Annotated in this window: 12 protein-coding genes; 5 read left to right on the top strand and 7 right to left on the bottom strand. The window is 67.1% G+C overall.

Annotated elements, in window-relative coordinates:
- Window positions 1-99: 99 nt before the first annotated feature.
- Window positions 100-1,329: a class I SAM-dependent methyltransferase gene (locus AC11WY_RS12840; protein WP_482926077.1), complete on the top strand. Its 1,230-nt coding sequence runs from the start codon at window positions 100-102 to the stop codon at window positions 1,327-1,329.
- A 202-nt stretch (window positions 1,330-1,531) separates the two neighbouring features.
- Window positions 1,532-3,094 carry an amino acid permease gene (locus tag AC11WY_RS12835; protein WP_482926075.1) on the top strand — a complete coding sequence of 521 codons (1,563 nt, stop codon included), beginning with the start codon at window positions 1,532-1,534 and terminating at the stop codon, window positions 3,092-3,094.
- Window positions 3,095-3,156: 62 nt separating this feature from the next.
- On the opposite strand, the gene AC11WY_RS12830 is transcribed toward AC11WY_RS12835, so the two are convergent.
- On the bottom strand, window positions 3,157-3,798 hold the full coding sequence (locus AC11WY_RS12830; protein ID WP_482926073.1) for an aminotransferase class IV family protein: 642 nt from the start codon (window positions 3,796-3,798) through the stop codon (window positions 3,157-3,159).
- Window positions 3,762-4,898: an aminodeoxychorismate synthase component I gene (locus tag AC11WY_RS12825; protein ID WP_482926071.1), complete on the bottom strand. Its 1,137-nt coding sequence runs from the start codon at window positions 4,896-4,898 to the stop codon at window positions 3,762-3,764. The genes AC11WY_RS12830 and AC11WY_RS12825 overlap by 37 nt, the downstream gene beginning before the upstream one ends.
- Window positions 4,899-5,035: 137 nt before the next feature.
- Between AC11WY_RS12825 and carB the strand changes: the two genes are divergently transcribed.
- Window positions 5,036-8,395 (top strand): carbamoyl-phosphate synthase large subunit, encoded by a 3,360-nt coding sequence (gene carB / locus AC11WY_RS12820; protein ID WP_482926069.1) that lies wholly within the window; start codon window positions 5,036-5,038, stop codon window positions 8,393-8,395.
- 18 nt (window positions 8,396-8,413) lie between these two features.
- Here carB and AC11WY_RS12815 read toward each other — a convergent pair whose 3' ends face one another.
- On the bottom strand, window positions 8,414-8,878 hold the full coding sequence (locus tag AC11WY_RS12815) for a hypothetical protein (protein ID WP_482926067.1): 465 nt from the start codon (window positions 8,876-8,878) through the stop codon (window positions 8,414-8,416).
- Window positions 8,879-9,175: 297 nt separating this feature from the next.
- Window positions 9,176-9,604 (bottom strand): BrnA antitoxin family protein, encoded by a 429-nt coding sequence (locus tag AC11WY_RS12810; RefSeq protein WP_482926065.1) that lies wholly within the window; start codon window positions 9,602-9,604, stop codon window positions 9,176-9,178.
- 185 nt (window positions 9,605-9,789) lie between these two features.
- Here AC11WY_RS12810 and AC11WY_RS12805 point away from each other — a divergent pair, with 185 nt between their 5' ends.
- Window positions 9,790-10,182, top strand: a complete 393-nt coding sequence (locus AC11WY_RS12805) for a rhodanese-like domain-containing protein (protein WP_482926063.1) — start codon at window positions 9,790-9,792, stop codon at window positions 10,180-10,182.
- 174 nt (window positions 10,183-10,356) lie between these two features.
- On the top strand, window positions 10,357-10,563 hold the full coding sequence (locus AC11WY_RS12800; protein WP_482926061.1) for a cold-shock protein: 207 nt from the start codon (window positions 10,357-10,359) through the stop codon (window positions 10,561-10,563).
- Window positions 10,564-10,631: 68 nt separating this feature from the next.
- On the opposite strand, the gene AC11WY_RS12795 is transcribed toward AC11WY_RS12800, so the two are convergent.
- From AC11WY_RS12795 to AC11WY_RS12785, 3 genes are all read right to left on the bottom strand, one after another.
- Entirely contained in the window at window positions 10,632-12,251 is a 1,620-nt protein-coding gene (locus tag AC11WY_RS12795; RefSeq protein WP_482926059.1) for a GMC family oxidoreductase, read from the bottom strand.
- 79 nt (window positions 12,252-12,330) lie between these two features.
- Window positions 12,331-13,128, bottom strand: a complete 798-nt coding sequence (locus AC11WY_RS12790; RefSeq protein ID WP_482926057.1) for a carnitinyl-CoA dehydratase — start codon at window positions 13,126-13,128, stop codon at window positions 12,331-12,333.
- Window positions 13,125-15,125 carry an acetate--CoA ligase family protein gene (locus AC11WY_RS12785; RefSeq protein WP_482926055.1) on the bottom strand — a complete coding sequence of 667 codons (2,001 nt, stop codon included), beginning with the start codon at window positions 15,123-15,125 and terminating at the stop codon, window positions 13,125-13,127. The genes AC11WY_RS12790 and AC11WY_RS12785 overlap by 4 nt, the downstream gene beginning before the upstream one ends.
- Window positions 15,126-15,219: the final 94 nt, after the last annotated feature.

The raw sequence follows: 15,219 nt of genomic DNA, 5'->3' as shown, positions 1-15,219 counted from the left end.
AACTGCCGCCCCTTTCCCTTTTCGTGCGAATTTCATAAGCTACGTTACGACTCTGTTGAACTGTGCCCGGCGCGGGGCGTTCAGACAAGGAGGCCGGTGATGTGGATCGGATTGCTGGACGGAATGCTGCGGCGCCTTCTGCGGCACGGGCAAATGGCCATCACCTTTCCCGATGGCAGCCTGCATCGCTATGGCGACGGAACCGGGGCCGAACTGGCGGTGCGCTTTGACGATCCCGATCTGCCGCGCAAACTGCTGCTGCACCCGGATCTTGCCGTAGGCGAGGCCTACATGGACGGGACGCTGACCATCGCGGGCGACGATCTGCGCGGGTTTCTCGCACTGGTCATGCAGAACCTGAATGATCAGCCCGCCAACTGGCGCGATCAACTGCTGCACCTGCGCGCCCTGTTCCTGCGGCGGCTGGATCAGTTCAACCCGATGAGCCGCGCCCGCAAGAACGTGGCGCATCATTACGACCTGTCGGGCGCGCTCTACGATCTGTTCCTGGATGAGGACAAGCAATACTCCTGCGCCTATTTCGCCCACCCCGGCATGACCCTGGAACAGGCGCAGCGTGCCAAGAAGGCGCATATCGCGGGGAAACTGCTGCTGGAACCGGGCATGACGGTGCTGGATATCGGTTGCGGCTGGGGCGGCATGGCGCTGACGCTGGCGCGCGACTTCGGCGCGCGCGTGGTCGGCGTCACGCTCAGCGAGGAACAGCACAAGATCGCCACCCGCCGCGCCGTCGAGGCCGGACTGGCCGACCGGGTCGAATTCCGGCTGGCCGACTACCGCACCGTGACGGAAACCTTCGACCGCGTCGTCTCGGTCGGCATGTTCGAGCACGTCGGCGCGCCGCACTACCGCGAGTATTTCCGCAACGTGCACGCCCGCCTCGCCCCCGACGGCGTGGCGCTGATCCACACCATCGGCCGCGTCACCCCGCCCGGCGCCACCAGCCCCTGGATCACCAAGTACATCTTCCCCGGCGGCTATTGCCCCTCGCTGTCCGAGATGATGGCCGCGGTCGAGAAGGAGGGGTTCTGGTCGACCGATGTCGAGGTCTGGCGCCTGCACTACGCCGAAACGCTGCGCCACTGGCACGACCGCTTCATGGCGAACCGCGACAAGGCCCGTGCGCTTTACGATGACCGGTTCTGCCGGATGTGGCGCTACTACCTGATCGCCTCGGAGATGACGTTCCGCCACTTCGGCCAGGTGGTGTTTCAGGTGCAACTGGCGCACCGCCAGGACGCGGTGCCGCTGACGCGCGACTACCTTTATCGCGCCGAGCGCCGGATCACGGCGCGGGCCGCCGAATAGCAGTCGGCCACCCATCCGCAATGCCGGATCACGCGCCCTGCGTGCCTGCGATGCCTGTTTCCTGAGCATCGGCATGGGCAGGCCTATGAAACAATCATTACAGTGCTTGCCACACTGAAAAAATCGTGCCCAAATCTGCACAGTGAGGGGCACCCCCCTTGCAACAGGGAACTGGGACACCCAACGGTTCGGAGAAACCAACATGGCGGACGACTACACGGAACATCACCGCAAGGAGGACCTCAAGATCCTCCACGGCATGGGCTATGCCCAGGAACTTTCTCGCAGCATGAGCAAGTTCTCGAACTTCGCGATCTCCTTCTCGATCATCTGCATCCTGTCGGGCGGCATCAACTCGTTCGCGCAGGGCATCTCGTCGGTCGGCGGCGCCGGACTTGGCATCGGCTGGATCGCCGGCTGCATTGTGTCGGGCGTGTTCGCGCTGTCGATGGCGCAGATCGCCTCGGCCTTTCCGACGGCGGGCGGGCTTTACCACTGGGGCTCGATCCTCGGCAACCGCTTCGTCGGCTGGATCACCGCCTGGATGAACCTGCTCGGCCTGATCACCGTGCTGGGCGCCATCAACATCGGCACGGCGTTCTACTTTGCCGGCACCTTCGGGCCGATGGTCGGTTTCGATGGCTCGACCCCGCTGCAGATCGTGGCCTTCGTGGCCATCGTCACGGTCGTGCAGGCGCTGTTCAACCACCTCGGCATCAAGGTCACGGCCTTCCTGACCGACATTTCGGGCTACATCATCTTCGCGGCGACCGCCGTTCTGGTGCTGGGCTGCCTCTACTTCGCCCCGCACCTTGATGTGAGCCGACTCTGGACGTTCCACAACTACTCGGGCGACGCCGGCGGCGGCGTGTTCCCGCAGTCGAACAACATGGGCTACCTGTTCCTGCTGTGCCTGTTGCTGCCGATCTACACGATCACCGGCTATGACGCCTCGGCCCATACCTCGGAAGAGACGGTGAAGGCCGCCCACTCCGTGCCGCGATCCATCGTTTCGGCAACCCTCTGGGCCTCGCTGATCGGCTGGGTGATGGTCTGCGCCATCACGCTGGCGATCCCGGACCTCGACAAGGCCGCCGGTCAGGGCTGGAACATGTTCTTCCTGACGATGGATGCGATCATGCCCGCGGGCCTGAAACTGGCGCTCTACGCCGCCATTCTGGTGTCGCAACTGCTTTGCGGCCTTGCCACCGTCACCTCGGCCAGCCGGATGCTCTTCGCCTTCTCGCGCGATGGCGGCCTCCCGGTCGGCTCCGCGGCGCTCGCCAGGGTCTCGCCGTCCTTCCGCACGCCCGTCACCGCGATCTGGACGGCGGCGATCTTCGAGATCATCTACGTCTTCGCCGCCCAGTTCATCTCGATCGGCGGGACGAACATCTACACCATCGTGGTGAACTCGACGCTGATCTTCCTGTTCATGTCGTTCGCGATCCCGCTGACCGCGGGCATGATCGCCTATGGCGGGCCGAAGTGGCCGAACCCCGGCCCGTGGAGCATGGGGGCAGGCCTCTACAAGCTGATGTCCTTCCTGTCGATCATCGGCATGGTCATCATCTTCTACATCGCGATCCAGCCGCCGAACGACAAGGTGCTTTACATCGTGGTGGGCTTCGTGATCCTCGCCCTGATCGTCTGGGTGCTGTTCGAGAACCGCCGCTTCATGGGCCCGCCGATCGGCGAGGCCGCGATTGCCAAGCGCAAGGTAGCCATCGCTGCCGCCGAGCGTGCGGTGGGCGAAACGGGCTGATCATGGCCTGACCGAAATGACGGCGGCCGGGGCGACCCGGCCGCCGTTTCCATTGCCAGGTCTCACCCCGACCCGGTGCCCTGCCAGACCGCCGGGATCAGCCCGCGCAGCGAATTGCCGACCCAGAGCCGCACCCGCCCCAGATCCTCGCCGCGCAGCACCGCCTCGCGCGCCTGCCCGGTGTCCAGCATCTCCTCGCGCAGCACGCCCGGCAGCAGGCCGCAGGCCAGCGGCGGGGTGCGCAACCCCGCGCCTGCGTCGAAGAACACCGTGGTGATGGTGCCGTCGCAGACCTCGGCCGCCCCGTTCAGGAACACCACCTCGTCCAGCCCGGCGGGCAGCGCCGCCCGCGCGCTGTCATAGGCCGCGCGGCGCGTGGTCTTCACCGTCAGCCAGGGATCGCCCGCGTCCAGCCGCGCCGAGGCCAGCCCCAGCCGCCACGGCGCCGTCACCGGCGCCAGCGCGCCCGCCGTCACCGCCAGCACGCCGCCCGCGTCGAGCGTCAGACGCAGCCGCGCAGGCGCCCCGCGCCCCGTCCGCAGCGCGGCCCGCGCGGCGTCGATGTCGCAGGCCCAGCCCAGCCGCGCCGCCGACCGCGCCAGCCGCGCCAGATGCCGCTCGCCGCGCACCAGCGCCGCGCCATCCCAGCGCAGCGTCTCGATCAGCCTCAGGCCGGGGGCAGCGTCGCGAAACGGGCTTTCCACAGCGCCTCCTCCCATTCGCCTTCGGCGGTCGAGTCCATCACCACGCCGCCGCCGACGTTCATCGTCACCCGCCCGTCGCCCCACAGCGACAGCGTGCGGATCGCCACGCTGAAATCGGCCCGCCCGTCCGGCGCCATCCAGCCGATCGCGCCACAGTAAACCCCGCGCGGATGCCCCTCCAGTTCGCGGATGATCTGCATCGCCCGGATCTTCGGCGCCCCCGTGACCGAGCCGCAGGGAAACAGCGCCCGCATCAGGTCGCCAAGGCCAGGCGCGCCGGTCAGCCGCCCTTCGACCGTCGAGGTCATCTGATGCACCGTCGGGAAATGCTCGATCCGGAACAGGTCGGGCACCTTGACCGACCCCGGCGCGCAGAGGCGCGAAATGTCGTTGCGCAACAGGTCGACGATCATCAGGTTCTCGGCCTGCGCCTTCTCGCTCGCCGCCAGCTCGTCCGCCAGCGCCGCGTCGCGCGCGGGGTCGGCGTCGCGCGGCGCGGTGCCCTTCATCGGCCGCGTCACGATCCGCCCGCCGTCGTCGACGCGAAAAAAGAGCTCGGGCGAGCAGGACACCACCACCGGCCCCACGCCCAGATCGCAGAACGCGCCGTGCCCGACCGCCCCGCCCCGCCGCAGCGCGCCGTAAAGGCCCAGCGCCGTGCCCGCCGTCAGCCACGCCGCCATCGGGAACGTCAGGTTCACCTGATAGCAGTCGCCCGCCGCGATATAGGCCAGCACCCGCGCGATCGCCGCGTCATAGTCGGCGCGCGTGATCACCGGCGCGGGCGATGTCATCCGCGCCGCCGCCGCCTCGGCCGAGGCTTGCGCCAGTGCCGCATCCGCCGCCTGCGGCGCCCCGAACACCCCCATCGCCAGCAGCGGACCGGGCCGAACCGCGGGCATCAGCCCGGCCAGCCTTGGCTCCAGCGCCAGCCCCGCCTCGTAGGCGACATATCCCGCCACCCAGCGCCCGGCGGCGCGGGCGGCATCGAGCGCCGCGAAGGCACCGGGCAGCGCCTCGGCCGTGTCGGCCGTCACCACCGTTTCGGCGTCCCGAAACAGCGCCGCCGCCCCCCCCGGTCCATGGTCGCACAGGATCACCGCCGTCTCTCCGTCTGCCGTCCCGGCGCACCCTTATCAGATCGCGGCGCAGGGGAAATGGGGGAACACCCGGTCGGGGCTTGCGCCCAAGCCGCGCGTGGCTATAACCCCGGCAGTTTGCGCGATGGGGGCCGACGATGCCGAAACGAACCGATATCAAATCCATCATGATCATCGGCGCCGGGCCCATCGTCATCGGTCAGGCCTGCGAGTTCGACTACTCCGGCGCCCAGGCCTGCAAGGCGCTGCGCGAGGAAGGTTACCGGGTCATCCTGGTCAACTCGAACCCCGCCACCATCATGACCGACCCCGGTCTGGCCGATGCGACCTACATCGAGCCGATCACCCCCGAAGTCGTCGCCCGCATCATCGCGATCGAGCGCCCCGACGCCCTTCTGCCCACAATGGGCGGCCAGACCGGGCTGAATACCTCGCTGGCGCTGGCCGACATGGGCGTGCTGGACAAGTTCAACGTGCAACTGATCGGCGCCAACCGGCAAGCGATCGAGATGGCCGAGGATCGCAAACTGTTCCGCGAGGCGATGGACCGCATCGGGCTGGAAAACCCCAAGGCCACGATCATCGCCGCGCCGAAACTGCCCAATGGCAAGTATGACATCAAGGCCGGCGTGCAGCAGGCGATCGACGCCATCGAGTATGTCGGCCTGCCCGCCATCATCCGCCCCGCCTTCACGCTGGGCGGCACCGGCGGCGGCGTCGCCTACAACCGCGACGATTTCGAACGCATCGTGCGCGGCGGCCTTGATGCCTCGCCGGTGGCGCAGGTGCTGATCGACGAATCCCTTCTGGGCTGGAAGGAATTCGAGATGGAGGTGGTGCGCGACCGCGCCGATAACGCCATCATCGTTTGCGCGATCGAAAACGTCGACCCGATGGGCGTGCACACCGGCGATTCCATCACTGTCGCCCCGGCGCTGACGCTGACCGACAAGGAATACCAGATCATGCGCAACGGCTCCATCGCCGTGCTGCGCGAGATCGGGGTGGAAACCGGCGGCTCCAACGTCCAGTGGGCGATCAACCCGAAAGACGGCCGCATGGTCGTGATCGAGATGAACCCCCGCGTCTCGCGCTCCTCGGCGCTGGCGTCCAAGGCGACCGGGTTTCCGATCGCCAAGATCGCCGCGAAACTCGCCGTGGGCTACACGCTGGACGAGCTCGACAACGACATCACCAAGGTCACGCCCGCCTCGTTCGAGCCGACCATCGACTATGTCGTGACCAAGATCCCGCGCTTCGCCTTCGAGAAGTTTCCCGGATCAAAACCCGACCTCACCACCGCGATGAAATCGGTCGGCGAGGCGATGGCGATCGGCCGCACCATCCACGAGTCGATGCAGAAGGCGCTCGCCAGCCTTGAAACCGGCCTGACCGGGTTTGACGAGATCGCCATCCCCGGCGTCGCAGACGCCAGGACGGGCATCACCGCGCCCGACAAGGCGGCTATCGTCAAGGCGCTGTCCGCCGCCACCCCCGACCGCATCCGGGTGATCGCCCAGGCGATGCGCCACGGCCTCAGCGATGACGAGATCAACGCCGTCACCGCCTTCGACCCCTGGTTCCTCGCCCGCATCCGCGAGATCATCGAGACCGAAGAGCAGATCCGCAGCGACGGCCTGCCCGTGACCACCGAGGGTCTGCGCAAGCTGAAGATGATGGGCTTCACCGACGCCCGCCTTGCGATCCTCACCGGCCGTGACGAAGGCCAGGTCCGCCGCGCCCGCCTGCGGCTGGGCGTCCACGCCGTCTTCAAGCGCATCGACACCTGCGGCGCAGAATTCGAGGCGCAGACGCCCTACATGTATTCGACCTATGAAAGCCCCGCGATGGGCGACGTCGAATGCGAGGCGCGCCCCTCGGACCGCAAGAAGGTGGTCATCCTCGGCGGCGGCCCGAACCGCATCGGCCAGGGCATCGAGTTCGATTACTGCTGCTGCCACGCCTGCTACGCGCTGACCGCCGCGGGCTACGAAACCATCATGATCAACTGCAACCCCGAGACCGTCAGCACCGACTACGACACCTCGGACCGGCTTTATTTCGAGCCGCTGACGCTGGAACATGTCCTTGAAATCCTGCGGGTGGAGCAGGAAAACGGCACCCTGCACGGCGTCATCGTGCAGTTCGGCGGCCAGACCCCGCTGAAACTCGCCGACGCGCTTTACGCCGAAGGCATCCCGATCCTCGGCACCACGCCCGACGCCATCGACCTGGCCGAGGACCGCGAGCGGTTCCAGCAGTTCCTGCACGAGCTCGGCCTGAACCAGCCCGTCAACGGCATGGCCCGCTCGCGCGATGAGGCCTTCGCCATCGCCGCCCGCGTCGGCTACCCGCTGGTGATCCGCCCCTCTTATGTGCTGGGCGGCCGCGCGATGGAGATCGTGCGCGACGACGCCCAACTGGAACGCTACATCCGCGAGGCCGTCCACGTCTCCGACGGCAGCCCCGTTCTGCTCGACAGCTACCTGACCAACGCGATCGAGGTCGATGTCGATGCGCTCTGCGACGGTACCGCCGTCCACGTTGCGGGCATCATGGAACATATCGAGGAAGCGGGCGTCCATTCAGGCGACTCTGCCTGCTGCCTGCCGCCCCATTCGCTGTCCGACGAAACCGTGGCGGAACTGAAGCGCCAGACCGTGCTCATGGCGCTTGGCCTCAACGTTGTCGGCCTGATGAACGTGCAATTCGCGATCAAGGACGGCACCATCTATGTGCTGGAGGTGAACCCCCGCGCCAGCCGCACCGTGCCGTTCGTCGCCAAGGCCACCGACAGCGCCATCGCCTCGATCGCCGCGCGCATCATGGCGGGCGAACCCTTGTCGAACTTCCCGATGCGCGCGCCCTACCCGGTCGGCGTCGGCCCCGACACCGCGCTGCCGCTGGCCGACCCGCTGACCCTCGCCGACCCGAAAACCCCGTGGTTCTCGGTGAAAGAGGCGGTGATGCCCTTCGCCCGCTTCCCCGGCGTCGACACCCTCCTTGGCCCCGAAATGCGCTCGACGGGCGAGGTCATGGGCTGGGACCGCACCTTCCCGCTCGCCTTCCTCAAGGCGCAGATGGGCGCCGGAACCCACCTGCCGACCGAAGGCCGCGTCTTCGTCTCGATCCAGGATAGCGACAAGACCGAAGCCCTCGCCGCCGCCGCCCGCGATCTGGTCGCGATGGGGTTCGAACTGGTGGCCACCCGCGGCACCGCCGCCTTCCTCGACGCCAACGGCGCCCCCTGCGCGCTGGTCAACAAGGTCTACGAAGGCCGCCCCAACATCGTCGACCGCCTGAAAGACGGCGACATCGCGCTGGTCTTCAACACCACCGAAGGCGCGCAAGCCGTGAACGACAGCCGCGAAATCCGCGCCGTCGCGCTCTACGACAAGATCCCCTACTTCACCACCGCCGCCGCCAGCATCGCCTCGGTCAGCGCGATGAAGGCCCGGCTGGAGGGCGAGATCGGCGTGCGGACGCTGCAGGGGTGAGGGGCGGGAAGGTATTGCTTATTCGTCATCGTCGCCATCCTCCACTTCGTCCAACTCGCGAGCAATTTGTTCGCCCATCGGCGAAGAGGAATAGTCTTGTCCAAAGTTCGCGAGTGTCCTTGCTGCATCTGACAGTATCTTTTCATCCAAGCTATTAAGTGGATACCTGTAACCATTCACCGAAATCTCTTGGATTATGTTACCCAAACAAATCGCAAACACTTGGGCATTCGCATTTTCAATACCCAGCACTCTCATAGCGTTTTCAAACGCCGCCGCGGCTAATGAAACCTTGTTTGGACGTTGCCCAAATCTCCCATCGAATAAATCAGGCGATTTGTACCATACAATCTCGACGAGATCGTTGGCGGATCGTTTCGGCTCTTGATCGAAGAACCCCTTTTTCACTTGAATTTCCAACAGATTTTGAACTACGACGGCAGCCTCGCTTTTCGCGTAGGTATCTTTGATCGCTCGAAACATGGCTGAGTCCTGCCGCCCCTTGACAGCGCAAGTGTCCGCCTTTTTTGCCATAATTCAACACTACATCGCACGACGGGCACAATTCCGGCATACCACCTCCGACCGAAGCGCCTCACCCCCCTGTCATCCCCGCGCAAGCGGGGATCTCCCACCGTTCGCTCCCAGCCGACCAAAGATCCCCGCTTGCGCGGGGATGACAGCCCCCTGCCCTTCGCTTGCGCTCCGGGCGTTCGGCGCTGAAATCACTCCACTGGAGCGATTTCCCCCGGCGTTCGCCGGGGCCGCGCCTCACCCACCTCAATACCCGCCTCCCCTTCCGAAACTCCGCACCAGCTCCAGCACCTTCTCCTCGGCATCATAAGCCTCGTCCCACTGCGGCTTCTCGGTCGCGAACAGCCCGTCAGGCCCGAACAGTTCGTTGCGGTCCGGGCCGCGGATCAGGTGCGTCAGCCGACCGTACATCCAGACCTTCAGCACCTCGTCGATCCGCCGGTGGTGGCCCGCGCCCATCGCCCGGAAGAACTTCATCACGTTGGAGTCCAGATACAGCGTCACCTTCTCGCGCTTGCCCTCCTTCGGCCCCAGCGCGATCTCGTGCCAGGCGGCGGGCAGGCCCCAGCCCTTCCACAGCGTGTTGGCAATCTCCCACTCGATCCGCTTCTGCGCGACCTGCATGAAGTAGAAATGTTCGAGCCGACGCGGGCTCATCTTCGGCGGTTCCTGCATGCTTGCCTCCTGCACACCCGCGCCAAGACTGCCCGCAGGCCCCTAACGGGCGATGAACCGGGCGCGCGCCACGTCGGTGTGTTTTCGGTGTGGTTTCGGTGCCTTTTCGGTGCCCGGTTTTCGCCACCCCTTGTCACATGCGCGTTTCGGAATATACCGTTCCGAAAGCGAACAGGGAGACCCAAATGCCCACCACCGTGAAGGACATGATCGCCGCCGCCAATGCCGCCGTGCCCCGCATCACTGCCGCCGAAGCGCGCGATCTGATCGCCGCCGGGGCACTGGTGGTGGACGTGCGCGACGGGCCCGAGGTTGAGAAATCCGGCAAGATCGCAGGCGCCCTGCACGTCTCGCGCGGCATGCTGGAGTTTCGGGCAGACCCCGCAACCCCTTACCACGACAAGCAATTCCGTATGGATCGTCCGGTCATCGTCTACTGCGCCTCGGGCGGGCGCTCGGCCCTGGCGGGCAAGGTTCTGAAAGACATGGGCTATGCCACGGTCTGCAATCTTGGCGCCTTCAAGGACTGGGCCGAGGCCGGTGGCGCCGTCGAACGCGCGCTCGATCCGGGCATGTAGGGTGCGCGCACCGCGAATCCCCTTGCTTTTTCGGGGCAACGGGCGCATATAGCCCCTTGCGACGTTATTCTCTGATCGACTCTGTTCTCCGTCACTGGCCACAGTCTTCGATGCTGATACTGACTGAGCCGGGCCGCCGCACTCCGCGGGCGGCGACTGATAGGAGTTATCACGATGGCCAATGGCACCGTGAAATGGTTCAACGCCACCAAGGGCTTCGGCTTCATCCAGCCCGATGGCGGTTCCAAGGACGTGTTCGTCCACATCACCGCTCTGGAGCGCGCCGGTCTGCGTGGCCTGAACGACGGTCAGAAAGTGACCTTCGATCTGGAAACCAGCCGTGATGGTCGCCAGTCGGCGACGAACCTCGCGCTGGCCTGATCCTTCCGGATCACCAGACGACGTGAAGGGGCGGTTTTCCGCCCCTTTTTCTATGCCATTTCAACGACTTAGTGCACCGCATCCGCCAGGATCAGGTCGGCGCCCTTCCAGCCCGTCATCATCGCGGGCGCATTGGTGTTGCCGGCGATCAGGTTGGGAAACACCGAAGCGTCGCAGACCCGCAGCCCGCCCACGCCATGCACCCTGAGCCGCGGATCGACCACCGATTGCGCGGCCTCCGGCCCCATCCGGCAGGTGCAGGACGGGTGGTAGACGGTGCCGGACCGGCGGCGGAAATCGTCGATCAGGGCCTCGTCGCTCGCGACCTGCGGCCCCGGCCGCAACTCCTCGATGATCAGGCGCGCCAGCGGCGGCTGTGCGGCCAGATAGCGCAAGTACTTGACCGCCAACAGCATTTCCCGAACGTCGTGATCGGTGGAAAAGGCGTTCGCGACGATCTTCGGCGCGGCGAACGGATCAGGCGAGGCGAGGCGGATCTGCCCGCGGCTGGTCGGGCGACAGTTCGAGAGGCCCAGCGACATGCCCGGAAACGGGTCCGGCGTCAGGATCGGGCGCTCGCCCTCGCGCGGCATCAGGGTCGAGAACGCCTGCATGTAAAGCTGCATGTTCGGCCGGTCGAGGTCGGGCGAGGTGCGGAAGAAGCCGCCGCCGTGGTTGATCGACTTCGACAGCGGGCCGTTGCCGCCAAGGAAATACTGCATCCCGGCGCGCAGCTTGCCCCACCACGGGCGAAGTTCCTGATTGTAGGTCGGCACCCGCATCCGGAAGGTGTAGTTGATGCCCTGATGGTCGTTCAGGTGATCGCCGACATTGGCGTTGTCGACCACCACCGGAAGCCCCAGCCCGCGCAGCAGCGCGCCCGGCCCGATCCCGGAAAGTTGCAGCAATTGCGGCGAGTTGACGGCTCCCCCGGCGAGGATCACCTCGGCCCGCGCCCGCAGCGTCACCGTCTCTTTTCCGCGCCGGTATTCGACGCCGACGGCGCGGCCGTTCTCGATCAGCACCCGCGTCGCCTGCGCCCCGGTGATCACCCGCAGGTTCGCCCGCTTCATCGCCGGGCGCAGGAAGGCCCGCGCCGCCGAATTGCGCCGGGCACCACGGATCGTCATCTGGTAGGGTCCGGTGCCGTCCTGCTCGGCCCCGTTGAAATCGGGATTGAAGGCCAACCCGGCCGCCTCGCAGGCGGCGACATAATCCTTCACCAGTGGGTGCAGGCCCTTGCGGTTGGCCGAAATGAACAGCGGCCCGTCCGCGCCGCGGAATGCGTCGCCCCCGGCCTCGTTGTGCTCCATCGCGCGGTAGGCCGCGAGCACGTCCTGCCAGCCCCAGCCGGTGTTTCCGGCGGCCGCCCATTCCTCGTAATCGGCACGGTGGCCGCGGATGTAGACCATCGCGTTGATCGAGGACGAGCCGCCCAGCAGCTTGCCGCGCGGCCAGTAATCGCGCTGGCCGGCGAGGCCCGGATCGGGTTCGCTGCGGTAGCCCCAGTTCACCGCCGGGTCATAGAACAGCTTGCCATACCCCAGCGGCAGTTGAACGAAGAACCGCAGATCGGTTCCGCCCGCCTCCAGCAGCGTCACCCGATGCTTGCCGCTTTCGGTCAGCCGGTTCGCCAGCACGCAACCGGCTGACCCGGCGCCCACGATGATGTAATCCGTCTCGTTCATGCCCCACCTCTTGGGGCGCCACCCTAGCGGGACGGATCGGTTCAGCCTGCCACCGGGCGACAGAAAGAGGTCGCTTTTGTCAGCGCCCTTTCCAAACCGGATCACGTTTCTCGGCAAAGGCGCGGGCGCCCTCCAGATTGTCCTCGCTGGCATAAAGCCGGTCCACCGTCGGCATCAGCCGCTTGGTCACCCGGTTCAGCGCGTCCTGAAACCGCATCGCCTCGGCCTCGCGCACCACCTCCTTGATCGCGGCGTAGACCAGCGGCGGCCCGCTTTCAAGCAGCCGCGCCAGCGCCCAGGCCTTGGGCAGCAGGTCGCCCGGCGTGGTGATCTCGCGCAGCAGGCCCCAGCGCAACGCCTCCTCGGCGTCGAACCAGCGCCCGGTCAGCAGCAGGTCCATCGCCATATGGTAGGGAATGCGCTTGGGCAGCTTGATCGAGGCGGCATCGGCCACCGTGCCCGACCGGATCTCCGGCAGCGCGAAGGTGGCATTTGCCGAGGCCAGGATCAGATCGCAGCTCAGCGCCAGTTCCAGCCCGCCGCCGCAGCAGATGCCGTTCACCGCGGCGATCACCGGCTTGTTCAGGTTCGGCAGTTCCTGCAAGCCCCCGAACCCGCCCACGCCATAGTCGCCGTCCACCGCATCCCCCGCAGCCGCGGCCTTCAAGTCCCAGCCGGGGCAGAAGAATTTCTCGCCCGCCGCGCGCAGGATGCAGACCCGCAGGCTGTCGTCATCGCGAAAGTCGCGAAAGGTCAACCCCATGATCCGGCTGGTGACCAGATCGATGGCATTGGCCTTCGGCCGGTCCAGCGTCACCTCAAGAATGGCGCCCTCGCGCCGGGTCTTGATCGGGCCTTCGGTGCGGTCCCAGCTCATGGCATCTCCTCCCAGATCACGGCATCCACCGCCACCGCGCCATTTTCACGCAAGATCAGCGGGTTGATCTCTATCTCTTCCAATGCCGGGTCGGCCACGAACCCCGCCTGCAGCACCATCACCGCCGCCACGGCCGCCGCCACATCGGCCTTCGGCCGCCCGCGATAGCCATCCAGCAGCGGCCAGAGCCGCAGCCGGTGCAGCGCCACCTCGACCTCGTCCGCCGTCACCGGCAGCACCAGCGTGACGGTATCCGCCAGCAGTTCCGCGGTCACCCCGCCGATCCCGAGCGTCAGCGTCGCGCCATAGACCGGATCGCGGCGCAGGCCCATCAGCAGTTCGGCCACCGCGCCCGTCACCATCTCCTCGACCAGATAGCCCGTGGCGCCCGGCATCGCGGCCTGCCCCGCCAGCGAGGCCAACCCCAGCCGCACCGCCCCGGCCTCGGTCTTGTGCGCGAAGCCCAGCCCCTTCAGCGCCAGCGGCGGCACCAGCCGCGCCGCCAGCGGTCCAAGTTCCGACAGGTTCGGCGCGCTGCCCCCCTTCGGCACCGCCACGCCCAGCGTCGCCAGCCGCGCCTTGGCCGCGCCCTCGGGCAGCATCCGCAGCTTGCGCGGCACCCCGGCCGCCAGCGGCCGCCACCCGGCGCGCCCGGCCCCGGTGGCCGCCGCCGCCAGCGCGCCCAGTGCCGTCTCCAGCCCCATCAGCGGCGCGAACCCGCGCTCGATCATCTGCACCGCCAGCGCCTCGTCGAAGTTCTCGGGCAGCGAGGCCACCGGGAAGGCGGGCTTCCCCGTCGCCCGTGCCGCCGCCTCGATCGCCTCCAGCGCGGGCCTGAAGCTCGACGGATCACAGCGGTCCGGCCGCGGCGGGTCGATCACGAAAAGGCCCGCGTCGTATCCCGCCAGCATCGTGGTGAACACATCGGTCGTGCGCGGCCCGTCGCCCCAGATGAAGGTGTGATAATCCAATGGGTTGGCGATGGCGACGATGGGCCCCAGGATCTCGCCCAGCCGCTGCCGCTGCGCCGCGGTGGGGGCCGGAAAGGTCAGATCCACCCGCGAGGACAGGTCCGCGACCAGCCCCGCCTCGCCCCCCGAACAGGACAGCGAGCAGAACCGCCGCCCCTGCAGCGGCCCGTTGACGTGAAAGACCTTCAAGGTTTCGACCAGTTCCGACAGCGTCGACACCTCGGCCACGCCCGCCTGCCGCAGGAAAGCCGAGGACGCCGCCCCGCCCCCCGCCAGCGCGGCCGTGTGTGAGGCCGCGGCCGATCGCCCGGCCTCGGTCTTGCCCGCCTTGACCGCGACGACCCCCTTGCCCGCAGCCCGCGCCGCCTCGGCCAGCGCGGCGAAAGCCGGGGCATCGTCGATCCCCTCGACATAAAGCCCGAGCGCCGTCACCCGGTCATCCGCCAGCAGCGCCCCCGCCAGTTCGGCCAGCCCGACCTGCGCGGCATTGCCCAGACAGGCGACATAGGCAACCGGCAACCCGCGCGCCTGCATCGTCAGGTTGATGACGATGTTGGAGGACTGGCTGAGCAGGGCAACCCCGCGCTCCACCCGTCGCCCGCCGTGCTGGTCTGGCCACAGCAGCGCGCCGTCGAGGTAGTTGATCACCCCGTAGCAGTTGGGCCCCAGGATCGGCATCTCGCCCGCCGCGGCCACCAGTTGCGCCTGCAACTCCGGCTCGCCCGCCTCGGTCCAACCCGAGGCAAAACAGATCGCCCCTCCCGCCCCCATCGCGGCCAGGTCGCGCACCACCCCGATGGTGGCATGGCGGTTCACACCGATGAAGGTCGCATCCGGCGCCGATGGCAGATCGGCGAGCGACGGATAGGCAACGAGCCCGCCGATGCTCGCCCTGGTCGGATGCACCGGCCAGACCGGCCCGTCGAAACCCATCTTGCGACATTGGGCGATCACATTCTCGGCCCAGGCCGATCCAAGAACGGCAATCGAACGCGGCCGAAGCAGGCGGGACAGGTCGCGCGTCATGCCCACACCCGCGCACAAGCGGCAAGGCCGGGGGCTGCCTGCCCCCGGACCCCCGGGGATATTTGGGAACGAAAGATCGGAGACAGAACACCCC

The organism is Solirhodobacter sp. (assembly GCF_964715405.1).
This window is presented reverse-complemented; position numbering and strand designations above follow the sequence as displayed.